Below are 21,454 nucleotides of genomic sequence, written 5' to 3' on the forward strand. Positions count from 1 at the left end.
ATAGGTCGGTCGTGGTCAATCAGGTAATTGAGCCTCGGCCGCGGCAAGGCGAGAAGCGAGTGTCCCGTCGATCACTTCGTCGCCCACGGAGATGAGCAGGCCGCCCAGTAGTTCCTCGTTGATCTGCAGCTGGACCGCCACCGTGTTCCCGTAGATGCGGCCAAGCACGTCGGTGAGCCGAGATCGTTGGTCGTCGCTGAGTTCGGCCGCCGCCCCGACCTGAGCGACGATCTCGCCGCGGCGGGCCACGGCGACTTTTGTCAGGAACTGAACAGCCTCCTCGGCCGGCTCGCCTCTGAGCAGTTCGACCGTCTGGGTCAGCAGCGCGACCACGATGCGGTTCACCCTGCCGCTTGCGCTGTCAAGGACCTTGCGCAACAACGCAACCCGGTCTTCCACGGGAACGGAGTAGTCGCCCAGCAGGATGGAAAGTTGCGGCTGCGCGTCGAGGATGCGGGAAAATCGGAACAGCTGTTCTTCGACCTCGTCGACTTCGTCCTCACGTTCGGCGACTTCGAGCAACGCTTGCCGAGACACGTGTTCGATCGCGTCGATGAGGTCGGAGTTGGCCGACCAGCGCTCCGATACGGCCGAGCGCAGCACCTCGAGGGTGGGGTCGCCGACCTTGCCGGAGAGCAGCCGGTCGATCAACTTGACCCTGGGGGCGCCGTCCTCGGCGGGGACGGTGAGATACCGCGTGACGACGATCTCGCGGTCCAGCATCTGGGCAACCTCTACCAGTTCACTGGAGAGAGTCGAAAGCCCCTTGTTGTCAAGGTTTTTGGCTATGGTGCTGAAGTTGTCCGACAGGTTTTCCAGTGCGACACGACTCGACGAGCGCATTTTGCTCAGCAAGGGATACTGGACGTCGACCGAGGCGGGCGCCATCTCGTCGAGCTGTTCGAGGAACCGGTCGACGGTCGCCGACCGCTGTTCGGCGTCGGCGACGTAGTTCCGCACCAACTCACCCGCCTGGCGCACCGCTTCGTGGCCCAGTTCCAAACGGAGTTGCCGGCTCAGCTGGGTGCGCAAGAGATCGACCTGCCGGCTGCCCTGCGAACCGATGCGTTCGGCTTCGACATCAGCCTGGGCCCTTAACTGTTCCACGATGCGCCCGGCGTCAGTCTGGGCCTCCTCGACGATCCGTTCGGCCTCCTCCTTCGCGGCTTCCACAGCCTTGCTGTGCGCCGTGGTCGACTCGGTCAGCCGATCACTTGCCGTCGCAGCATCTTTCAGTTGTTGGCGCACAGCGTCTTGCCGCGCGGCCATCAGCCGACGTACCGGCGGCACGACATAACGCACCACCAGGAACACGATGGCCGCAAAGCCCACCAACTGGCCGATGAAAGTCGACATACGTAATTACCGTCCGGATGTCTTGGTTGCTGATGTGGTCGCCGCGGCGGGGGCGACGTCGACGCCGAGGATTCGACTTGCCAACGTCGCCGACATGGACGCCACGTTGGCGCGCAGATCCAGTTCCACGGCGTCCCTCTCCCGCTTCAATTGCTCGGATGCCATTTGCAACGTCGACATCACCTGCTGTTCGGCACGGGCGCGCGCGTCTTCGACCACCTTACGACCTTCGGCGCGGGCATTGTCGCGCAACGACGACGCCTGAACCCGCGCCTCGGTCAGGGCTTCTTCGTAGTCGGCCTTGGCCGCCTCGAATTCCTCGGTCGCCTTCTTGTTGTCCGCAGCCGTCTTGGCGACCATGGCGTCGCGCTCGCGCAACACTTTCATGACCGGCGGCACGACGAACGTGCCGATGACGGCTAGCACGATCAGGAAGATGGCCAGCACGAAGAAGAATGTGCCGTTGGGGACGAGGAAGTTGTTGCCTCCCTCGGCCACCATCTGGCTGGAAGCCAGAATGCTCAGGTTCGCGTCTCGCATTGCAAGCGAATTACTTGACCGGGGTAGCGAAGACGAACAACGCCATGAACGCCAGGTTGATGAAGTAGGCCGCTTCGACCAGACCGACGGTGATGAAGAACGGTGTGAACAACCGGCCCTGCGCCTCGGGTTGCCGGGCGATACCCGAAACCAGCGCGTTACCGGCAATGCCGTCACCGATACCGGCGCCGATCGCGCCGCCACCCATGATCAGCCCACCGCCGATGAGAGCGGCGGCAGCGATTTGAGGGTCCAGGGCTGCCATTCTTTCCTCCTTTATTCGGGGCCTATCTGGTAGCGGTCTACCAGGCCTCTGTAATGGTGCGTGGGACAAAACACTTCATGACGCTCTCAGTCATGGTGATCCTCGATCTCCATGGCTTGGCTGAAGTACAAGATGGTCAAAATCGCGAAGATGAACGCCTGGATCGCGCCGACGAACAGGTCGAAGGCCTTCCAGATCGCGTTGGGTGCCCACATGATGTACGGCGGGAAGAGCGCGATCAGCGCGACCAGGATGCCGCCGGCGAAGATGTTGCCGAAAAGTCGGAGCGACAACGAGATCGGCTTCGCGAGCTCTTCGACGAGGTTGATCGGCGCCAAGAACGCCACATGCCCCTTGACCACCGCCAGCGGATGCCCGAGTATGCCGCGGCGCCAGATGCCCGCCACGTGGTAGCAGACGAAGACGAAAAGGGCCAGCGCCAGCACGTAATTGATATCCGCCGCCGCCGACTTCAGCAGCTCGGTCGCGTGTCCGGATTTGTCTTTGTACTGCAGCGGGAGCACCGAAAGCCAGTTGGAGATCAGGATGAACACGAAAATCGTGACGGCCAACGGCAGCACGAACGGGGCGATCCGCATGCCGATGGCGCTCTCGATCTGTCCGCGCATCTGCTCGGTGATGGCCTCCCAGAACAACTGAACACCACTGGGCACGCCCTTCGAGGTGATCTTCGCACGCAAGAAGAAGGCCAGCCCGAGCACGATCACCGCGGCGATCGCGGTCGACAGAATCGTGTCGGTGTTGACGGTCATGCCAAGCCACGTGGCTTTAGTGTGCTCGCCAACCTCGATTGCCGACTCGGCCAGGAACGTCGTCCCAGTCATCGTTGCTGTTCCTTACCTTCCGTTCCATCCGATCCGGTGATCACGCCGCCTTGGTCGGCACCATTCGAAGACTCCGTCCAATCGCCGGCGCGCAGCTTCTTCCACACTGGAAGGGCTGTTGAGGCGACTAGTAAGACCTGAAAAAGCGCCAATCCGAACACGACGCCCAGGCCGGCGGGCCGGAAGACGTAGGCGATGATCAGCCCGACGACGGTAATGATTGCCAGCCGCGCCGCCGAGTTCACCGCCATCGACCTTTTCAGCGGGTGATCCTTCGCGGTGATCGATTCAACCGAGCGACGCACCAGTACCGCGTTGAGCAAACCCAGGAAAAGCCCGATACCGAAGAAGGCCCCGACCATCAGGTGACCGGACAGCCCGGCTGCGAGCACCGCCACCGCGGTGACGGCAACGCTGATCGCGAAGAGTCGAACCGGACGGAAAGCAACAGAGGGAAACACCAACGGCGCGTCCTGCGCTGGTGTCGTCACTGCAGCACCTCAATCCCAGGTTGGTAAAACGGAACCCCCCCGACCGACTGATCGGTGGTCCGCCGAGCGTATCGCACGTCACAGTTGAATCACCCAAGGGGTATCTCCCGACGCCGGTCTCGAACCAGCCCACTCGGATTGCCCTCCGATGGACCGGTAACCTGCACGGCTTTTTGGGGTTCTACCAGCACCGTACCACACAGTTGACCCCACTACTACTCCTCGTCGTAGTACTCGTCTCCGCGCCGCAGGAGCGGGATCGCCGTCGCGATGCCGGCCACCACGATGGCACCCAGCATCACCGCGGCGGTATCGCGGGGGCGGAAAAAGATCGTGCTGGCCGCGCCGAACGCGACGATCCCGACCCACAGATAGATCAGCAACACCACCCGGCGGTGCGAGTGGCCGATCTGCAGCAACCGATGATGCAGGTGCATCTTGTCGGGGCTGAACGCGCTGCGGCCCGCACGGGTACGGCGCACGATCGCCAACAGCAAATCGAGCATCGGTACGAAAATGACCGCGGCCACCAGCAGGAACGGCGACAGCAGCACGAACACATCGCGGGCACCGTAGGCGTTCTGCGAGACCGGGCCTGCGGCGGTCGTCGACGCGGCCGACAGCATCAGGCCAATCAGCATGGAGCCGGAGTCGCCCATGAAGATTTTGGCGCGATGGAAGTTGTGCGGCAGAAAGCCCAGACAGGCCCCGGCGAGCACCACCGAAATCACCGCGGGCGGATAGAACAGGACATCACCACCGTGGTCGCGCAGCAGGCCGACCGAGAACATGCAGATCGCTAACGCCGTGATCAGTCCCAGCCCGGCGGCCAGACCGTCGAGCCCGTCGACGAAATTCATCGCGTTGACGACCGACACCGTCAGCGCCAGGGTCAGCAGGATCGACGAGGCCTGGTCGAGCACGATCGTGCCGACGCCACCGATGGGGATGTACAGGACGCTCCACGCCACGCCCATGGTGACCAACACGCTGGCCGCCGTGATCTGACCGGCGAACTTGGTCAACGCATCCAGACCCCAACGGTCGTCGATAAGGCCGATGCCCATGATGACCGCGCCGGCCACTAAGACCGCGGGCATGCCGCTGGAGTAGACGAACCCACGGGTGAGCGCCGGCAGTTGGGACGCCAGAAACACGGCCGTGATGACGCCGAGGAACATCGCCAGCCCGCCCATCCGGGGGGTGGGCGTCACGTGGACGTCGCGCTCCCGCGGATAGGCGACCGCGCCCAGCCGGGTGGCCAGCACCCGCACCGGTCCGGTCGCGAAGTAGGTGATGATCGCTGCGGTCAACCCCACCAGCGCCAGCTCTCGAAGCGGAACACCGGCGCCGCGGTCGGCCAGCGCGAGCAACCCATCGGCAAGGTAGGTTGCGTCGCTGGACATCATCGAGACCGTACTGGACAAACCTGGCACCTCGACACCCGCTCCAGTCAGGCCGGCGCGGTCAAGCTTTCCGGATCGACGGCGAGTACTTCTGCGATCCGCTCGGCGCTCACCGGACCCGGCCGCAGAATCCGCGGCGTGGCGGCGGTCAGATCGACGATCGTGGAGGCGGCACCTTGATCGGATTGGCCCGCTTCGAGATAGACGTCCACCAGATCGCCGAGTTGGCTGCGCGCCTCGCTGGCGTCCACGGCGGCCGCACGGCCGGAGACGTTGGCGCTCGACACCGCCAGCGGCCCGACTTCGCGCAACAGTTCAATGGCAACGGGGTGCAGCGGCATGCGCAACATCACCGTGCCGCGGGCATCGCCGAGATCCCACTGCAATGACGGCGCCTGGTTGACCACGAGGCTCAACGCCCCCGGCCAGAAAGCGCGAATGAGGTCACGGGCCCCGTCCGGCATGGTGTACACGAGTCCCTCGATAGTGTGCCAAGAGCCGACCAGCACACCGACCGGCATGTCGCGACCCCGGCCTTTCGCCGACAGCAACGCGGAGACCGCGGCGCTGTTGAACGCGTCGGCGGCGATGCCGTACACGGTGTCGGTCGGCATGACGACCAGCCGGCCACCCTTGAGCGCTTCTGCCGCTGCGGCGATTCCGAGTGAGCGCCGATTGGGGTCGGCGCAGTCGAAGACGTCAGTCATCGGCGCCGTTGTCCCCCGTAGTTGCTCTCCTGCGGGCCGTCACGAATCGTGGTCGGCCGGTCAGATCTCGCCGGGCTAGGACGTCTTCGAAACATCCTGCGCGACCGAATAACTGAATCGTCTGCGCGGAGGTGGTGTCGTCGTGCTCGACGCCGATCACTCCGCCAGGGCGCAGCCAGCGACCGGCGAGACGGACGAGTGGGGCGATCACCGCCAACCCGTCTGGACCGCCGAAGACGGCCCGCCGCGGATCATGTTGCGCGACTTCGGGATCCAGTACGGCATCGTCGGGGACATAGGGTGGATTGGCCACCAACAGATCGACTCGACCGTCCAGTTCGGCGAGCATGCCCGGATGAGAGGCCAGCTCGGTGACGTCGGCGCACAGCAGCTCGATCGTCGTGCCCTGCGCATTGCGGCGCGCGTACCCCAGCGCGGTATCGGAGTTGTCGATGGCGACGATGCGCGCCGCCGGCCGGTGCTGGGCCAGCGCCACGGCCAAGGCGCCCGAACCGGTGCACAAGTCGACGATGAGGGGCTGCGCCGCGAGTTCTTGTGCGGTGGCCCATTCCAGCAGGGCCTCGGTCTCGGGCCGGGGTGTGAAGACCCCCGGACCGACGTGCAGCGTCACGGGGCCGAATGCCGCCGTCCCCAGGAGATGTTGCAACGGCACCCGCCGCGAACGAGCGGCCACGGCGTCGCGGTAGCGCCCGAGAAAGTCGTCGTCGGGCGATGCCAGCAGGGCCAGGCGGCCGCGGTCGGTTCCCGCCAGGTGCGCGGCCAGCTGCTCGGCATCCCAACGCGCAGAATCGATTCCCGCTTCGGCAAGGGTGACCGCAGCATCGTCGATCGCACGCCGCAGGGCGTTCATGCCTGTTGCAGCCTGGACTGTTTGTCAGCGGCGGCCAGGGCGTCGAACAGGGGGTCGAGGTCGCCGTCGAGAACCTGGTCGAGGTTGTGCGACTTGAAATTGATCCGATGGTCCGCAATCCGGTTTTCCGGGAAATTATAGGTGCGGATGCGTTCGCTGCGGTCGACGGTGCGAATCTGGCTGGCCCGGTCCGCCGAGGCGTCGGCGAGCGCCTGCTCCTCGGCCAAGGCCTGCAGGCGCGCGGCCAGAACCTGTAGCGCGCGGGCCTTGTTCTGCAGCTGCGATCGTTCGTTCTGACAGGTGACGACGATGCCGGTGGGCAGGTGCGTGATGCGCACCGCGGAGTCGGTGGTGTTGACGCCTTGACCGCCCTTCCCCGACGAGCGATAGACATCGATGCGCAGGTCCGACTCGTCGATCTGCACCTCGCCGACTTCTTCGGGTTCGGGATATACGAGCACACCCGCCGCCGAAGTATGAACGCGGCCTTGGGATTCCGTCACCGGGACGCGCTGCACCCGGTGCACTCCACCTTCGAATTTCATCCGCGACCAGACCCCGTCGGCGGAGTCGCCCTTGCTGGCGATCGCCAGCGTGGCGTCCTTGTAACCGCCGAGGTCGGAGGTGGTTTCGTCCAGCACGGTGACGGTCCAGCCGTGCCGTTCGGCGTAGCGGATGTACATCCGCGCCAGATCAGCGGCGAACAAGGCCGATTCTTCGCCGCCTTCACCGGATTTCACTTCGAGCACGATGTCGTCGGGGTCATGCGGGTCGCGCGGTGCCAGCATGTCGGTCAGCTGGGTGTCCAACTCCGACACCTGGGTTTCCAGATCCGTCACCTCGTCGGCGAAGGATGCGTCGTCGGCGGCCAACTCTCGTGCCGCTTCCAAGTCGTCGCGCGCGGCCACCAGCTTGCGGTAGGTGCCGACGATCGGAGCCAGCCGCGCGAACCGCCGTCCGGCCTTGCGGGCCTCATCGGGATTGCTGTGCAATTCCGGATCTGCCAGCCGCCGCTCGAGGTCGGCATGCTCAGCCAACAGCACATCAATGGTCTGTACCGGCTTGGTCACTGCCACACCTCCTGCCCGGGTCGCCTGTTGTTACCGCAAACAAAAACCGACGCCCGGCCCGTGCGACGGTGCGCACAGTTCGGGCGTCGGTAACCGAGCTATTTGTCGGCAGCAGCGCCGGCGCCGCGCTTGCCGTACCGCTTCTCGAAGCGGGCCACGCGGCCACCGCTGTCGAGGATCTTCTGCTTGCCGGTGTAGAAGGGGTGGCACTGCGAGCACACCTCGACGACGATCCGCCCGCCGTCCTTGGTGCTGCGCGTCTGGAAGGTGTTGCCACACCCGCAAAGCACCGTGGTCTCCGCGTAGGCGGGGTGAATGTCAGCTTTCATCATGTCCTCTTCGATCGTTTGTCGCCCGCTCCCGTTCGAAACCGGACGGTGGGCGTGAACTCCGAACCTCACGCGGTCAGCGCATAATCGAGCCTCGATTATGCCAGGTCAACCACCATCATCCCAAACAGCGGGCCGCTCCCGCGCATTCCCGCCAGACCCCATCTGGCTTCGAGTCCGCCCGCTGGGCTAGTCGTTATCCATCGCCCCGGGGGTCGTCTTGGACACCTGGACCAGGAACTCGTAGTTGTTCTTGGTCTTGCGTAGCTGCGACATCAGCAGGTCAATGGCCTGATGCGAGTCCAGGCCGGACAGCACGCGGCGCAGCTTGTGCACGATCGCGAACTCATCCGGCGAAAGCAGCAACTCGTCCTTACGGGTACCCGACGGGTTCACATCCACCGCCGGGAAGACCCGCCGCTCGGAGATCTTGCGGTCCAGCTTGAGCTCGGCATTACCGGTGCCCTTGAACTCCTCGAAGATGACCGTGTCACCGGTCGACCCCGTCTCGACCATCGCGGTGGCGATGATGGTCAGCGACCCGCCTTCCTCGATGTTGCGCGCGGCGCCCAGAAACCGCTTGGGCGGGTACAGCGCGGTGGAGTCGACACCACCGGACAGGATCCGGCCCGAGGCGGGCGACGCGTTGTTATATGCGCGCCCGAGTCGGGTGATGGAGTCCAGCAACACGACGACGTCCTTGCCCTGCTCAACCAGCCGCTTGGCCCGTTCGATCGCGAGCTCGGCGACCGAGGTGTGGTCCGAAGGCGGCCGGTCGAAGGTTGAGGCGATGACCTCACCCTTGACCGAGCGCGTCATGTCGGTGACCTCCTCGGGCCGCTCATCGACGAGCACGACCATGAGGTGGCATTCCGGGTTGTTCCTGGTGATCGCGTTGGCGATGTCCTGCAGGATCGTTGTCTTACCGGCCTTGGGCGGCGAGACGATCAGCGCGCGCTGGCCCTTGCCGATCGGCATGATCAGGTCGATGACGCGGGTGGTCAGCCGGTCGCTGGTGGTTTCCAGACGAAGGCGCTGGTTGGGGTACAACGGCGTCAGCTTGGAGAAATCGGGCCGCTTCTTGGCGTCCTCGACCGAGCCGCCGTTGACGCTGTCCAGGCGCACCAACGGGTTGAACTTCTGCCGCTGGTTGGGCTGTTCGCCTTCCTTCGGCACGCGCACCGCGCCGGTGACCGCGTCACCACGACGCAGGCCGTTCTTGCGCACCATGTTCATCGACACGTAGACGTCGTGCGGGCCGGCCAGGTACCCGGAGGTGCGCACGAAGGCGTAATTGTCGAGAACGTCAAGAATGCCGGCTACCGGCTGAACGACGTCGTCCTCGCGCAGCTCGGTGTCGCCACCCTCGCCGGATCGCTCACCCCGGCGACGGCGGTCACGGAAGCGGCGGCCCCGCCGGCCCTGACGGCCCTCACCGTCGTCGTCCTGCTGGTTGGAGCCTCCGCGGCCCTGCTGACCGCCGGAATTCTGATCCTGGTCGCCGCCGCCGTCCTGGCCACGGTCGTCATTCTTGTTGTCTTGCTTGGTTTTCTCGCGGCGGTCAGCCTCACCGGGAGCGGCGCCTTCGCGGCTGCCTGAGCTCTCGCGGTCGGCCTCGTCGTTGCCGCGAGCGGAAGATCCCGCGTCGCGGGACGCGCCGCGTCGTTCGCGGCGGGGCGCTTCGGTCGTCGCACCATTCTGGTCGCGCTCGGGTGCCGGCGCCTCGGCGCTGTTATCGTCGTTCTTGTCCTTGTCGTTGTTGTCCGACTTGCCGCTGGCCTCAGCGGACTTGATGCCATTGGCGGGAGCGCCGTTGGCCTGCCCCCGGACTTCCTTGATCGCGGCGATCAGTTCGTTCTTACGCATACCCGACGTCCCTTTGACGCCAACTTCATTGGCCAGCGCGCGCAGTTCGGGCAGCACCATCGTGGACAGTGCACCACCGGAGACGTTGCGTTTCGCGTCTGGAGTGTCAGCGGTCACGGCGTTCGACAGTTGATTGGCATCAGTGTTTTCGCCAGCCGTGAACAGGTCCGTATCAGTCACGGATTTCCTTTCTTCCCCCGCTGATCAGGTCATACGGGGGGTTCGTTGCATTCAGGCAAATTGCCGAGTGCGCCCAATCATCGACATTGCAACGGTGATCGCCTGGATTGGCGGAGTAAGCGGCGAACCTCGTCCACAAGAAGAATTGGTGTTGTCCTAGCGGCAAGGCAGTAGGGATGCAGATGCAGATGCTGCGATTGCTGGACGGCTCCGAGGATAGCCCGCATCCTTGCCGGAAGCAAGCAAACCCTCCGGCCATGCCGTGGATCAACCGACGACGGTTACTCCCGGGCTCCAGCGAGCTGGTTCGCCGGCGGTCATTTCGGTGATGGTGAATCCGATCGTGGCGCCGTAGTCGATGACTTCCGGAGGTAACTCGGGCGCGGTGGTCAGCGCGATCAGCGAAGGTCCCGCCCCCGAGAGCGTCGTCGCAATGTCATGACGCCGCAACAGTCGCAAATATTCCGCAGAGGACGGCATGGCAGGTGCGCGCTGCGACTGATGCAACACGTCTTCGGTGGCGGCCATGAGCAGGTCCGGGCGTTCAGTGAGCGCTACCACCAGCAGCGCGGCCCGGCTGACGTTGAAGCGCGCGTCCTCGTGGCTGATCTGCTCGCGCAGCAGCACACGGGTGTCCGCGGTGAGTGAGCGTTCCTCGGGAATCGCGGAGTACAGGTGGATATCGGGATGGAGCCGCAGCGGCACCGCCGCATACTGCGGGTGAGTGCCACTGCGATCAACCCACGCAACGACCGCACCACCCAACACGGCGGCAGCCGCGTTGTCGGGATGACCCTCGAACTCCGAGGACAGCTGGATCAGTTGACTGTCGCTGAGCGGTTTCCAATCCGTCTGTGCGACAAGGCCGTTTGCGGCCGCCAGCCCGCCGACCACCGCCGCGGCCGAGGAGCCGAGGCCGCGCGAATGCGGGATCGCGTTGCGGCAGCGCACCACCAGGCCCGGCGCACGGACCCCCATGGCCCGCAGCCCGCAGTCCAGGGCACGGACCACCAAATGTTCGGGCCCCACCGTCAGCTGGCCTGCACCCTCGCCCTCGACCTGCACAACCAGCCCGGAATCGGTGGTCTCGACGATGATTTCGTCATAAAGGCTCAACGCCAGACCGAGAGTGTCGAAGCCGGGCCCAAGGTTGGCGCTGGACGCCGATACCGCGGCGCTGGCCACTAAGCCGGCAGGCAGCATCGGGGTCGTCAGCAGCCCTTCGTTCGTCACTAGGCCAGCCCCAGCTTTTCGACCACCAGTACCGGGTCCACCGGCAGCGGAGTCACGGTTGGCATATCCCGCAGCGCGGTGTCGGGGTCCTTGAGGCCATTGCCGGTCACCGTGCACACGACCGTCGACCCGCGGGCCACCCAACCGTCGTCGACGGCCTTGAGCAGTCCGGCGATGCTGGCCGCCGAGGCGGGTTCGACGAAGACGCCTTCGGACTCGGCAACAAGGTGATAGGCGGCCAGGATCTCTTCGTCGGTTGCGGCCAAGAAGCGGCCGTTCGATTGCTGCTGCGCGTCAACGGCAGCCGTCCATGACGCGGGCGCGCCGATGCGGATCGCGGTGGCGATCGTTTCCGGGTTCTTGACCGGGGCGCCACGCACCAGGGGGGCCGCGCCGGCCGCCTGGGTGCCCAGCATGCGCGGCAACTTCTCGATCAGGCCCTCGTGGTGATACTCCGTGTAGCCCTTCCAGTACGCGGTGATGTTCCCCGCGTTGCCGACCGGCAGGGCGTGCACGTCCGGCGCGGTGCCGAGCGCGTCGACGATCTCGAACGCCGCAGTCTTTTGTCCCTCGATTCGCACCGGGTTGACGGAGTTGACCAAGGCGATCGTCGGAAAATCGGTGGCCATCTTGCGGGCCAACTCGAGGCAGTCGTCGAAGTTGCCGTCGATCTGAATGATCTTGGCGCCGTGCATAACCGCCTGCGCCAGCTTGCCCATCGCGATCTTGCCCTGCGGTATCAGCACAGCGCAGGTGATACCGGCTCGCGCCGCATATGCCGCCGCCGACGCCGAGGTGTTCCCGGTCGACGCGCACAACACCGCCTGCTGGCCACGGGCCAACGCGTCGGTGACTGCCATTGTCATGCCCCGGTCTTTGAAAGAGCCCGTGGGATTGAGGCCTTCGACCTTCAGATGCACCGTGCAGCCGGTTCTTTCCGAGATCCGGCCCGCCGCTATCAGCGGTGTACCCCCCTCGAGCAGGGTGACCGGGGTCCAGTCGTCGCCGACCGGCAACCGATCCCGGTATGCCTCGATGAGACCGGGCCACGGCTGATGAACGGCGGTACGCGGTGCGCTCACAGGGTGGTCCCTTCCAATCGCAGCACGCTGGTCACGGTCTGCACCGCATCCAAATCAGCCAGCGCCTCGACGGTTTCAGACAGCGCCGCATCGGTGGCGGTGTGGGTGACCACGACGATGCGGGCCCCCACCCGTCGCCCGCCTTCGTCCACGACGCCTTCCTGACGGACCTCGGCGATGCTCACCTCGCGCTTGGCGAATTCGGCTGCCACTGAGGAGAGCACACCGGGCTTGTCGGCGACGTTCATGCTGACGTAATAGCGCGTGGAGATGAAACCCATTGGGGCCACCGGAAGCTGGGCATATCTGGATTCCTTCGGCCCGCGACTGCCCAGCACCCGGTTGCGTGCGGCCATCACCATGTCACCGGTTACCGCGGACGCGGTCGGCGCGCCGCCGGCACCCTGGCCGTAGAACATCAACCGCCCGGCCGCCTTTGCCTCGACCACCACCGCGTTGAAGGCGCCGTTGACTGCGGCCAGCGGGTGTGACAACGGCACCAGCGCCGGATAGACGCGGGCCGAAACCCGCTCCTGGCCGGTGTCGGTCGTGATGCGCTCGCAGATGGACAGCAATTTGATGGTGCAGCCCAGCGCTTTGGCCGACTCGAAGTCGGCCGGGGTGACTTTGGTGATGCCTTCGCGGTAGACGTTGTCGGCGGTCACCCGGGTGTGGAAAGCGATGGACGCCAGAATCGCGGCCTTGGCCGCCGCGTCGTAGCCCTCGACGTCGGCGGTGGGGTCGGCCTCGGCGTAGCCCAGCGCGCTGGCTTCGGCAAGCGCCGTTTCGTAGTCGGCACCGGTGTCGTCCATCGCGGACAAGATGTAGTTGGTGGTGCCGTTGACGATTCCGGCCACCCGTAACACCGTGTCGCCGGCCAACGACTGCGTCAGCGGACGGATGACCGGGATGGCACCGGCGACGGCCGCCTCGAAATACAGGTCGACATTCGCACTTTCGGCGGCCTGCGCCAACTCGCCGGTGGAGGTGGCCAGCAGCGCCTTGTTCGCGGTGACTACCGATTTACCGTGCTCGAGGGCACAGAGGATGGCTTTGCGGGCCGGCTCCACCGGTCCCATCAGTTCCACGACGATGTCGACGTCCTCGCGCGCGGCGAGTTCTTCGATGTCGTTGGTGAGCAGTTCGACAGGGACACCGCGTCCCTCGGCGACGCGGCGCACTCCGACGCCGCGTAACACGACGGGCGCGCCGACGCGAGCGGCGAGGTCATCGGCGCTGTCCCCGATGATTCGGACAACTTCGCTGCCGACGTTGCCCAACCCGAGTACCGCCACGCCTACCGGCCTTTCGTCACGGGGCACAGGTCACCTCACTTCCAGACTCAATAGATCGTCGACCGTCTCACGGCGCAAGATCAGACGCGCGCGCGCGTCCCGCACCGCGACGACGGCCGGGCGGCAAATCATGTTGTAACGACTCGACAAGGAATAACAGTAGGCGCCGGTGGCAGCCACCCCGATCAGGTCGCCGGGTCGCAGGTCCCCCGGGACCCAGGTGTCGCGCACCACGATATCGCCGCTCTCGCAATGCTTTCCGACTAAACGGGCCAGCTCCGCCGGTGCGTCGCTGAGCCGTGAGACCAAACGGGCATCGTACTGCGCGTCATACAGTGCGGTGCGGATGTTGTCGCTCATGCCGCCGTCGACGCTGACATAGCGCCGATGAGCGGTGGCGCTGACGTCGACATCCTTGACCGTGCCCACTTCGTAGAGCGTGATGGTGCCGGGCCCGGCGATGGCGCGCCCCGGCTCGACTACCAGCCGCGGGGCCGGCAGGCCCACGGCCGCGGACTCGTTCCGCACGATCTCGCTCAGCTTGGCCGCCAGCTCATCCATCGGCGGCGGATCGTCCGCGGCGAGATAGGAAATGCCCAATCCACCACCCAGATCCACGGTGGAGATCTGCGCGGTTTTCTCGACACCGAATTGTTCGACGGCCTTGTGCAGCAGACCGATGACCCGGCGCGCGGCGAGTTCAAAGCCGGCGACGTCGAAGATCTGCGAACCGATATGGCTGTGCAGACCTACCAGCCGCAGGTGCTGCGTGTCGAATACCCTGCCGACCGCGTCCAAAGCCGCACCGCTCGCCAACGACAACCCGAACTTCTGGTCCTCGTGTGCCGTGGAGATGAACTCATGGGTGTGCGCCTCGACACCGACCGTGAGGCGAACGAAAACATCCTGGACGATGCCCGCCTCCCGCGCGATGGTATCGAGCCGCTCGATCTCAACCATCGAGTCCAACACGACATGGCCGACACCCGCTTTGACCGCTGCCGTCAGCTCGGCAACGGATTTGTTGTTGCCGTGGAAGGTGATTCGCTCCGGCGGGAAGTCAGCGTGCAGCGCGACGGCCAGCTCACCGCCGGTGCACACGTCGAGGGAGAGTCCTTCTTCGTCGATCCAGCGCGCTATTTCGCTGCACAGGAACGCCTTGGCGGCGTAGTGGACGTTTTTGCCGCCGCCGAAGGCCGACGCGATCTCTCGACAGCGAGACCGGAAGTCGTCCTCGTCGACGACGAACAGTGGGGTGCCGTACTCCTGGGCGAGATCGGTCACCGCTACTCCCGCGATGCTGGTGACTCCGGCCTCGTCGCGAGCAACGTTGCGGGGCCAGACGTTGGGCGCCAGCAACAGCAACTCCTCGGGGGATTGCGGTCGTAGCGGGCTTTCGGCGTGGCGGGTCTCTTCGGCGTGCCGAGGACCGGCGGGGTGAACGTTCACATTCGCTCCGGAGCGGTGACGCCCAGTATGGCCAGCCCGTTGGCGATCACCTGGCGGGTCGCTTGGCACAGCGCCAGGCGCGCGGTGTGCAGATCGGTCGGTGACTCGTCGCCCTGCGGCAAGACCCGGCACGAGTCGTAGAACCGGTGGTAGTCGCCGGCGACGTCTTCCAAGTATCGGCATACCCGGTGGGGTTCGCGCAGCGTTGCCGCGGTGGCGAGCACCCGCGGGAATTCGCCGATGGTGCGCAGCAGCGCCCCCTCCTTATCGTGGCTGAGCAGCTCGAGGTGCCCGGTATCGGGGACCAGGCCGAGTTCGGCGGCGTTGCGGGCCAGCGCCGAGAGCCGCGCGTGCGCGTATTGCACGTAATAGACCGGGTTTTCATTCGACGCCGAGGACCACAGCGCCAGGTCGATGTCGATGGGGGTGTCCACCGAAGAACGGATCAGGCTGTAGCGCGCGGCATCGACGCCGATCGCCTCTACGAGGTCGTCCAGCGTGATCACGGTTCCGGCTCGCTTGCTCATTCGGACCGGCTGGCCGTCGCGGACCAGGTTGACCAGCTGCCCGATGAGCACCTCGACCGCGGCCGGGTCGTCGCCGAAGGCCGCCGCCACGGCCTTGAGCCGGGCGATGTATCCGTGGTGGTCGGCCCCCAGCATGTAGATGGACAGGTCGAAGCCCCGCTGTCGCTTGTCCAGGTAGTAGGCGATGTCACCCGCGATGTAGGCCGGCTTGCCGTCGCTTTTGATGACGACGCGGTCCTTGTCGTCGCCGAAGGCGCTGGTGCGCAACCACGTTGCGCCGTCCTTCTCGTAGATGTTGCCCGTTTCGCGCAGCCGGGCGATGGCTTCGTCGACCCGACCGCTGGTGTGCATAGAGTCTTCGTGGGTGTAGATGTCGAAGTCGGTACCGAACTCGTGCAACGACTCCTTGATGTGGTTGAACATCAGGTCGACACCGATTTGGCGGAAGGTCTCGCGCATCTCGGCGTCGGGCAGACTCAGCGCCTCTGGCGCCTTCTGCAACACCTGGGCGGCGATGTCGTTGATGTAGGCGCCGGCGTACCCGTCTTCGGGGGTGGGCTCGCCCTTGGCCGCGGCGATCAGCGAGCTGGCGAACCGGTCGATCTGGGCGCCGTGATCGTTGAAATAGTATTCGCGCACCACGTCGGCGCCCTGGGTGGATAAGAGCCGGCCCAACGCGTCGCCGACGGCGGCCCAGCGGGTCCCGCCGATATGGATCGGCCCGGTCGGGTTGGCCGACACGAACTCCAAGTTGATGTGGCGGCCGGCCAGTGCGTCGGAGTGGCCGAAGCGGTCGCCGGCGTCAATGACGTTGGTGACGACGACGGCTTGCGCCGATGCCTCGAGACGCAGGTTGATGAAGCCGGGTCCGGCGACCTCGGCCGATGCGATGCCGTCCGCCTGTGACAGCGCCTCGGCGAGCCACCCGGCCAGCTCGCGGGGATTGGCACCGATCTTTTTGCCGAGTTGCAACGCCAAATTACTGGCGTAATCGCCATGCTCGGGATTGCGCGGACGCTCCACTGTGACCGTCTGCGGTAGCGAGGCAGCATCCAGCCCGCGCTCGGCCAGCACCGCGACGGCGGTGGTTTTGAGCAGCTCAGCGAGGTCAGCGGGGGTCACGACCATTCATCCTATTGGCTGGGGCGTCCCCGCCTCGAATCCATTGCGGTGGCGGGGCGGCAGCCTCAATGCGTTAGTCTGTCTCTGCTTGTTCGCAAGCCCCATGGCGCAACAGGTATGTCGGTGCGCCCCCGTAGCTCAGGGGATAGAGCGTCTGCCTCCGGAGCAGAAGGCCGCAGGTTCGAATCCTGCCGGGGGCACCATTAGCACAGGCAGAATTCCGTGCGGCATTCGTGCAATTCAGTGGCGTAGCTTCCTGCTTCTAGTGACGTGCCGTCTCCAGCTGTTTTCGCCACGCGAATTCCATCACGCACTTGTGATCAGGATTTCATCGGCGATATGGGGCCACCGCCTCTGGCTCGCTTCGGACGGTCACTTGGGGAGATTTGCAAACCCGTCGGTATGGCGTGAATATTTGCGCTTAATGCCAACTGCTGTTCTGAATAGCGACCATTGTCGCTTGATGGGTTTGGGGAGCTCGGCGATATGGTCTGGATCGCAACCATCGGGCGCACAAGGGAAAAAATTCGCCCTACTGCGGAGGAGCACTGGCTCCGCCCAATAGTTCCTGTCTACCTTCTCGATAAACCGTTGAGCGGCATCCAAGGTGTCCATGACGTCAACCACACGCTCGTTGCGGATATTGGTGTATTCGACAGCCCATACCTCGGTGGGCCACTCTGTCGCGAACAACACTGTCATGACGTTGGACCGATCGCCACTGACTCAACTTGCATGCGCCGCGGCTCGCCTGGATTGCTGTCCAGAGGTGATTGGCAGGCCTCGTCGTAGCAAGTCGAAGTTGTCGGGACGATAGGTAAATTCAGCATAAGCAAAGTAGGCATCTGCTGGTGAGGATAACCAGATGCTATCGCCGCTGCGGAAATCACGTTCGCGAACGCGACAGCACTGATCATCGCTATTTTCGTAACGGTCATTGGCCAACTGTAAAGACATCAATCGCCAGACTCGCCGGTCGTGTTTTCTTCGTGACTTATTTGGAATGCTTCTTAGACACGCGTATAAAGGTCCCCAACCGGGGAGTAGTCGGCCGACCAGTCAAGACACAGCTGCCAGCGCAAAAAACCGGCACTAGGACGCCATGTCAGTGCCCCTCTTCGCCCTAGATGACGCGGTGTTGCGGTATATGGATCGCGGCCCGCCGAAGCTCTGCCGTAGGCGGACGATTCGGTTTCCGGCGTGAGGGATATCACCGCCCGCCGGTGCGGGTCGGTTCAGCGTCGTGCCAGCACGAAAGCCTCAATGTGTCGATCTCCGGCCCGCACTTCGTACTTTCGCCAGCCGGGATACAGCGCCACACCTTTGGCCCAGATCTCGTCGCGCTCCCGTGGCGTCGCGAGCCGCGCGGTGGCACGCCAGGTATCGCGGCCGATGGTGACCGTCGCTTCCGGGTTCGCTTTCAAATTGTGGTACCAGGCCGGATGCTTGGTACCGCCGAAGTTGGACGCGATGAGGCCCACGCCGTCCGGGTGCGGGATGCCGTAAACGGCGACGGTGCGTGGTTGACCCGATTTGGCGCCCGTGGTGGTGAGCATGACCACGGGGACCCCGGTCGCGACCTCTGCGAAGCTGCGCCTACCACCGGTGGCCTTGGTGATGAGGCGGTCGAGGTGGTGCGCGGTCGGACGAAGAAGCGCCACCCCTACGGTCGTGGAGGCGAAGCGGCGCATCGCCCGATGGAAGGCATTCGCGTCGTCAAACGATCGCCCAGGCATGGTGTCATTGTGGTCCCCACGCCCGGTCGTGAACAAGCAATCGGAAAACGCACCCCACGCGTCACAAACGACATTAAGCTGCTGGTCGTGGGCGTGAAAGTGTTCGCTAACGGCCGGGGCCGATGGCTCGCGGTAGCGGCTTCGCTCGTCGTCTCCGCCGCGATGATCCACGCGCAGGGCACCACGACGCGGTGCTGTGTCGAGACCCCCGAGGCGGCCCCCACGACCAGCGCCGCCGCGGCTCCACCACCTGCCGGCGCGGCGCGGGCCGCCAGCCAGGCCGAGGTGGAAGCATTGATGGCGCTGGCCCCGCCCGCCCCTTCTGCGGGTCAGCAATTTCAGCTCGCATTGCCTCGCGGCGTCGCGTCCGAGGAACGGTTGCAGGTCAAGACGATTTGGGCGGCGCGCGTCATCAGCGTGCTCTTCCCTCAGATCAAGACAATCGGCGGATACCGCGAGGACGCGCTGCCGTGGCATCCCAACGGGCTGGCGATCGACGTGATGATCCCGAACTACCACAGCGCCGAGGGCATCGAACTCGGCAACCAGATCGCCGGCTACGCCTTGGCGAACGCGAAACGATGGGGCATCAACCACGTGATCTGGCGGCAGAAGATCTATCCGGGCGTCGGCGGGGGCAACTGGATGGCGGACCTGGGCTCAGAGACCGCAGACCATTACGACCATGTTCACATTGCCACCGGCGGCGGCGGCTACCCGAACGGGCACGAAACCTATTACATCGCCTCGATGACCCCTACGCCGCGGGACTGATCCGCAAGTTATTACCCCGCTGATCTCGCTCGGCCGTGCCATGCGGCGCCGCGGCAGGGGTCGACGTCATGCTGACCCGGCGGCGAACGCCGCGACCGGCATTTCGACGCTCCCCTGGCAGGGACCGCCGTGGATGTCTGTGTGCCAGGTCCCGCGCAGTGACCCGTCGGGCTGCGGTGCATAAAAGGCCCACGACCTCGCGGGCGCCCACACTTTCGAAAGACCCTCGCCCATGTAGCAATCCCATTGGAAGTCGAACCGCTCGACCCACTTGGCTCCGTCCCAGGTGTAGCGCGAAGGCTGGGGCAGCGTCGGATTCTTCGGCGTTGGGCCGTTGGTGGCGGTGGCCACGCACGTGCCCGAGGAACATGCGGTGGTGAAGACGTAATCCGCGCTGAAGGTCGGTTCGGCCTGCGTGGCCGCGACGCTGCTGCCGGATTTACTCGCCGCGTACCTCACCAGTGAGTATTTGCCGTTCCACGAGGGTGGCACCGCATTTGCACACATTCCGGGCGCCCCGACGAGCAACGCGGCGACGGCAGCGAGCACTGTTACCACCCGAACCCGCGGCCGCATTGGGTCAATGCTGGGCGTTCGATGACGCGGCGTGATCTCGGCGCGGACACGATCGCGGTGTCGTCGCGGGATTCATCACACTCGCAGAAGAAACAACCCGTAGGCCGCAACCGACTGCGCGTCGACGATGTCTCCCCCGCGGATCATCTGCTCGACCTCGTCGCGCGAAAACCACGCGCTGCGCATGTCCTGCTCCTCGTGCTCGCGGTCGGCTTCTCCTTCGGCGATACCCGTGGCCAAGAAAACCCAGCCGCGTTGACTGGTCATTCCCGGGGCGACGTCGAGCCGGCCGAGCGTTTCGAAGGACGTTGCGCGCAATCCGGTTTCCTCACGCAACTCGCGTTCGGCCAGCTCGGCGGGTTCCGCGTCGGCCAGATCGGGAGCCGTGCCTTGCGGAAACTCCCAGCGCCGCTCGTCGAGGGGATAACGAAACTGCTCGACCAACCGGAAGCGCTGGCCGTCGTACGGCATGACGAGCGCATAGGCCGGTTTGTCGACGACGCTGTAAATACCGACGCTGCCGTCCGGGCGGCGGATGTCATCCTCTCGCAGCACCATCCAAGGGTTCCGGTAAATTTCACGGCTCGCGAGGCGTTCGATGAAAGTCACGACGCCAGTATTGCCGCGAATGCCATCACTCATTCGGTGACGGCGGTGGGGAGTAGCGTCCAAACCTATGCCGTCCCCGGAAGCCATCACCGAAACCGTCAATCGCTACCTCGCGCTGGTGGCCACGGGCACCGCCGACGAGATCGTGACCCTCTACGCCGCCGACGCCACGATCGAAGATCCGATCGGATCCGACATTCGCCGCGGTCACAATGCCATCCGCGAGTTTTACGCGGGATTCCAAGACGCGAAGAAGGACACCGAACTGGCCGAATTGCGGATCTCCGGCAGCGAAGCCGCCTTTTTCTGGCATCTGACGCTCGACGCCGGTGATACCCGTACCCGGATCTCGCCGATCTCGACGATGTCGTTCGACGCGGACGCCAAGATCGCGTCGATGCGAGCCTTCTGGTCACCCGCGGACGTTCAGGCCGTGTGAATCGGCCGAAGACGTCGCCAAGTTTGTTGATCGACAACTTAACTCGGAATCCGACCACGGATGCTCTGCACGAGCATGGTGGCGTCGTCGCCGAGATCGCCGCCGATGACCTCGATGTCGACCACGGCGTTCGACTTGGCCGCCAGGGCCCGCAGTGCGCTGGTGTGCTGGCCGCCGACGTCGGTGGTCCGCCCCTTGTCCTGCACGGTCCCCGGGGTGCTGCGCACCGATGTCATCGGGCCGGTTTGCACCGGGGTTTCAACGTCATAGATGCCGGACATGCCGCCGTGCGAGTACGTCAACTGCCTTCCGGCGCAGCTGTTGCTGATTGATGGCGCCAGCGACGAAACTTCTTGCGGCCGCGGCATTGTCGAATGTCGCGACGAACTCCGAAACGCCATGCGGGAAACCATTGGTGTGTCGCCCCAGATCCACGCCGTAGATGGCACGGTAGCCGCTGCCGCGATGGGACGCCGTCAAGCCGTTGAATACCGCGTCGGTGCACTCCGGAGGATCAAAGCTGTCATCGTGTTGCAGCTCGTGCGTCTGGGTCCATGTCTTGTTGACGTACATGCCAGGCGTCCTGGTGAGGCCGTCAACATCTTTCCCGGTGAGCACCAGCGACTGGAGCCCGTCGGGCGTCACCGACGGTTCGGGCGGCGCGAGCGAGGGCACTCGGCGAGACC

The 21,454-nt window shown here is 64.9% G+C and carries 22 protein-coding genes, 1 tRNA gene and 1 pseudogene; 3 read left to right on the forward strand and 21 right to left on the reverse strand.

What is annotated here, in order from left to right:
* Nucleotides 1-15 precede the first annotated feature (15 nt).
* From AC5Y4F_RS01275 to argS, 16 genes and pseudogenes are all read right to left on the reverse strand, one after another.
* Nucleotides 16-1,356: a F0F1 ATP synthase subunit B/delta gene (locus tag AC5Y4F_RS01275; RefSeq protein ID WP_067939250.1), complete on the reverse strand. Its 1,341-nt coding sequence runs from the start codon at nucleotides 1,354-1,356 to the stop codon at nucleotides 16-18.
* Between the two features lie 6 nt (nucleotides 1,357-1,362).
* Nucleotides 1,363-1,896: a F0F1 ATP synthase subunit B gene (locus AC5Y4F_RS01280; RefSeq protein ID WP_067939247.1), complete on the reverse strand. Its 534-nt coding sequence runs from the start codon at nucleotides 1,894-1,896 to the stop codon at nucleotides 1,363-1,365.
* A 10-nt stretch (nucleotides 1,897-1,906) separates the two neighbouring features.
* The gene (locus AC5Y4F_RS01285; RefSeq protein WP_065052998.1) at nucleotides 1,907-2,152 is read right to left on the reverse strand and encodes a F0F1 ATP synthase subunit C; all 246 of its coding nucleotides are present in this window, start codon (nucleotides 2,150-2,152) and stop codon (nucleotides 1,907-1,909) included.
* A 95-nt stretch (nucleotides 2,153-2,247) separates the two neighbouring features.
* Entirely contained in the window at nucleotides 2,248-3,006 is a 759-nt protein-coding gene (atpB, locus tag AC5Y4F_RS01290) for a F0F1 ATP synthase subunit A (protein WP_067939245.1), read from the reverse strand.
* The gene (locus AC5Y4F_RS01295) at nucleotides 3,003-3,497 is read right to left on the reverse strand and encodes an ATP synthase subunit I (protein ID WP_067939243.1); all 495 of its coding nucleotides are present in this window, start codon (nucleotides 3,495-3,497) and stop codon (nucleotides 3,003-3,005) included. Before AC5Y4F_RS01295 ends, atpB begins: the two co-directional genes overlap by 4 nt.
* 215 nt (nucleotides 3,498-3,712) lie before the next feature.
* Nucleotides 3,713-4,922, reverse strand: a pseudogene (locus AC5Y4F_RS01300) (glycosyltransferase family 4 protein); the annotation flags it as partial.
* Nucleotides 4,923-4,950: 28 nt separating this feature from the next.
* Nucleotides 4,951-5,610: an L-threonylcarbamoyladenylate synthase gene (locus tag AC5Y4F_RS01305; protein ID WP_067939241.1), complete on the reverse strand. Its 660-nt coding sequence runs from the start codon at nucleotides 5,608-5,610 to the stop codon at nucleotides 4,951-4,953.
* Complete coding sequence (gene prmC, locus AC5Y4F_RS01310; protein WP_499994734.1) at nucleotides 5,603-6,481, reverse strand: peptide chain release factor N(5)-glutamine methyltransferase; 879 nt, start codon at nucleotides 6,479-6,481, stop codon at nucleotides 5,603-5,605. Before prmC ends, AC5Y4F_RS01305 begins: the two co-directional genes overlap by 8 nt.
* Complete coding sequence (gene prfA / locus AC5Y4F_RS01315) at nucleotides 6,478-7,551, reverse strand: peptide chain release factor 1 (RefSeq protein WP_067939598.1); 1,074 nt, start codon at nucleotides 7,549-7,551, stop codon at nucleotides 6,478-6,480. The genes prmC and prfA overlap by 4 nt, the downstream gene beginning before the upstream one ends.
* 98 nt (nucleotides 7,552-7,649) lie before the next feature.
* A complete protein-coding gene (rpmE, locus tag AC5Y4F_RS01320; protein WP_067939595.1) occupies nucleotides 7,650-7,880 on the reverse strand; it encodes a 50S ribosomal protein L31 in 231 nt (76 codons plus the stop codon).
* 189 nt (nucleotides 7,881-8,069) lie between these two features.
* Nucleotides 8,070-9,926 (reverse strand): transcription termination factor Rho, encoded by a 1,857-nt coding sequence (rho, locus tag AC5Y4F_RS01325; protein WP_067939234.1) that lies wholly within the window; start codon nucleotides 9,924-9,926, stop codon nucleotides 8,070-8,072.
* Nucleotides 9,927-10,193: 267 nt separating this feature from the next.
* Nucleotides 10,194-11,129, reverse strand: coding sequence for a homoserine kinase (gene thrB / locus AC5Y4F_RS01330; protein ID WP_067939592.1), 936 nt, complete (start codon nucleotides 11,127-11,129; stop codon nucleotides 10,194-10,196).
* Between the two features lie 29 nt (nucleotides 11,130-11,158).
* A complete protein-coding gene (gene thrC, locus AC5Y4F_RS01335) occupies nucleotides 11,159-12,241 on the reverse strand; it encodes a threonine synthase (protein WP_067939231.1) in 1,083 nt (360 codons plus the stop codon).
* A complete protein-coding gene (locus AC5Y4F_RS01340; protein WP_067939227.1) occupies nucleotides 12,238-13,563 on the reverse strand; it encodes a homoserine dehydrogenase in 1,326 nt (441 codons plus the stop codon). Before AC5Y4F_RS01340 ends, thrC begins: the two co-directional genes overlap by 4 nt.
* A gap of 3 nt (nucleotides 13,564-13,566) precedes the next feature.
* Nucleotides 13,567-14,985, reverse strand: coding sequence for a diaminopimelate decarboxylase (gene lysA / locus AC5Y4F_RS01345; protein ID WP_067939222.1), 1,419 nt, complete (start codon nucleotides 14,983-14,985; stop codon nucleotides 13,567-13,569).
* Nucleotides 14,982-16,634, reverse strand: coding sequence for an arginine--tRNA ligase (argS, locus tag AC5Y4F_RS01350; RefSeq protein ID WP_067939589.1), 1,653 nt, complete (start codon nucleotides 16,632-16,634; stop codon nucleotides 14,982-14,984). Before argS ends, lysA begins: the two co-directional genes overlap by 4 nt.
* Nucleotides 16,635-16,761: 127 nt before the next feature.
* On the opposite strand from argS, the gene AC5Y4F_RS01355 reads away from it, so the two are divergent.
* A tRNA-Arg gene (locus tag AC5Y4F_RS01355) sits at nucleotides 16,762-16,837 on the forward strand.
* Between the two features lie 1,032 nt (nucleotides 16,838-17,869).
* Here AC5Y4F_RS01355 and AC5Y4F_RS01360 read toward each other — a convergent pair.
* Nucleotides 17,870-18,370 carry a nitroreductase family deazaflavin-dependent oxidoreductase gene (locus tag AC5Y4F_RS01360; protein ID WP_067939586.1) on the reverse strand — a complete coding sequence of 167 codons (501 nt, stop codon included), beginning with the start codon at nucleotides 18,368-18,370 and terminating at the stop codon, nucleotides 17,870-17,872.
* A gap of 87 nt (nucleotides 18,371-18,457) precedes the next feature.
* On the opposite strand from AC5Y4F_RS01360, the gene AC5Y4F_RS01365 reads away from it, so the two are divergent.
* Nucleotides 18,458-19,144, forward strand: a complete 687-nt coding sequence (locus tag AC5Y4F_RS01365; protein WP_067939583.1) for a VldE C-terminal domain-containing protein — start codon at nucleotides 18,458-18,460, stop codon at nucleotides 19,142-19,144.
* 66 nt (nucleotides 19,145-19,210) lie between these two features.
* On the opposite strand, the gene AC5Y4F_RS01370 is transcribed toward AC5Y4F_RS01365, so the two are convergent.
* Both AC5Y4F_RS01370 and AC5Y4F_RS01375 read right to left on the reverse strand, forming a co-directional pair.
* A complete protein-coding gene (locus AC5Y4F_RS01370) occupies nucleotides 19,211-19,720 on the reverse strand; it encodes an Rv2253 family sensor-like surface protein (RefSeq protein ID WP_499994740.1) in 510 nt (169 codons plus the stop codon).
* A gap of 75 nt (nucleotides 19,721-19,795) precedes the next feature.
* Nucleotides 19,796-20,362 carry an NUDIX domain-containing protein gene (locus AC5Y4F_RS01375; RefSeq protein ID WP_067939217.1) on the reverse strand — a complete coding sequence of 189 codons (567 nt, stop codon included), beginning with the start codon at nucleotides 20,360-20,362 and terminating at the stop codon, nucleotides 19,796-19,798.
* 34 nt (nucleotides 20,363-20,396) lie between these two features.
* On the opposite strand from AC5Y4F_RS01375, the gene AC5Y4F_RS01380 reads away from it, so the two are divergent.
* A complete protein-coding gene (locus tag AC5Y4F_RS01380) occupies nucleotides 20,397-20,768 on the forward strand; it encodes a nuclear transport factor 2 family protein (protein ID WP_067939214.1) in 372 nt (123 codons plus the stop codon).
* Between the two features lie 38 nt (nucleotides 20,769-20,806).
* Here the strand turns inward: AC5Y4F_RS01380 and AC5Y4F_RS01385 are convergent, their stop codons facing one another.
* Nucleotides 20,807-21,049: a hypothetical protein gene (locus AC5Y4F_RS01385; protein ID WP_067939211.1), complete on the reverse strand. Its 243-nt coding sequence runs from the start codon at nucleotides 21,047-21,049 to the stop codon at nucleotides 20,807-20,809.
* Complete coding sequence (locus tag AC5Y4F_RS01390; protein WP_067939207.1) at nucleotides 21,033-21,443, reverse strand: sensor domain-containing protein; 411 nt, start codon at nucleotides 21,441-21,443, stop codon at nucleotides 21,033-21,035. Before AC5Y4F_RS01390 ends, AC5Y4F_RS01385 begins: the two co-directional genes overlap by 17 nt.
* Between the last annotated feature and the right edge of the window lie 11 nt (nucleotides 21,444-21,454).

The organism is Mycobacterium sp. NGS56, assembly GCF_059812425.1.

What these genes read in the sequence shown, in the direction of transcription:
- AC5Y4F_RS01360 (WP_067939586.1), bottom strand. Translation starts at nt 18,370, where the DNA reads ATGCCTGGGCGATCGTTTGACGACGCGAATGCCTTCCATCGGGCGATG.
- AC5Y4F_RS01280 (WP_067939247.1), bottom strand. Translation starts at nt 1,896, where the DNA reads ATGCGAGACGCGAACCTGAGCATTCTGGCTTCCAGCCAGATGGTGGCC.
- AC5Y4F_RS01375 (WP_067939217.1), bottom strand. Translation starts at nt 20,362, where the DNA reads ATGAGTGATGGCATTCGCGGCAATACTGGCGTCGTGACTTTCATCGAA.
- AC5Y4F_RS01275 (WP_067939250.1), bottom strand. Translation starts at nt 1,356, where the DNA reads ATGTCGACTTTCATCGGCCAGTTGGTGGGCTTTGCGGCCATCGTGTTC.
- rpmE (WP_067939595.1), bottom strand. Translation starts at nt 7,880, where the DNA reads ATGAAAGCTGACATTCACCCCGCCTACGCGGAGACCACGGTGCTTTGC.
- AC5Y4F_RS01380 (WP_067939214.1), top strand. Translation starts at nt 20,397, where the DNA reads ATGCCGTCCCCGGAAGCCATCACCGAAACCGTCAATCGCTACCTCGCG.
- AC5Y4F_RS01305 (WP_067939241.1), bottom strand. Translation starts at nt 5,610, where the DNA reads ATGACTGACGTCTTCGACTGCGCCGACCCCAATCGGCGCTCACTCGGA.
- thrB (WP_067939592.1), bottom strand. Translation starts at nt 11,129, where the DNA reads ATGCTGCCTGCCGGCTTAGTGGCCAGCGCCGCGGTATCGGCGTCCAGC.
- AC5Y4F_RS01385 (WP_067939211.1), bottom strand. Translation starts at nt 21,049, where the DNA reads ATGTCCGGCATCTATGACGTTGAAACCCCGGTGCAAACCGGCCCGATG.
- prmC (WP_499994734.1), bottom strand. Translation starts at nt 6,481, where the DNA reads ATGAACGCCCTGCGGCGTGCGATCGACGATGCTGCGGTCACCCTTGCC.
- AC5Y4F_RS01370 (WP_499994740.1), bottom strand. Translation starts at nt 19,720, where the DNA reads ATGCGGCCGCGGGTTCGGGTGGTAACAGTGCTCGCTGCCGTCGCCGCG.
- atpB (WP_067939245.1), bottom strand. Translation starts at nt 3,006, where the DNA reads ATGACTGGGACGACGTTCCTGGCCGAGTCGGCAATCGAGGTTGGCGAG.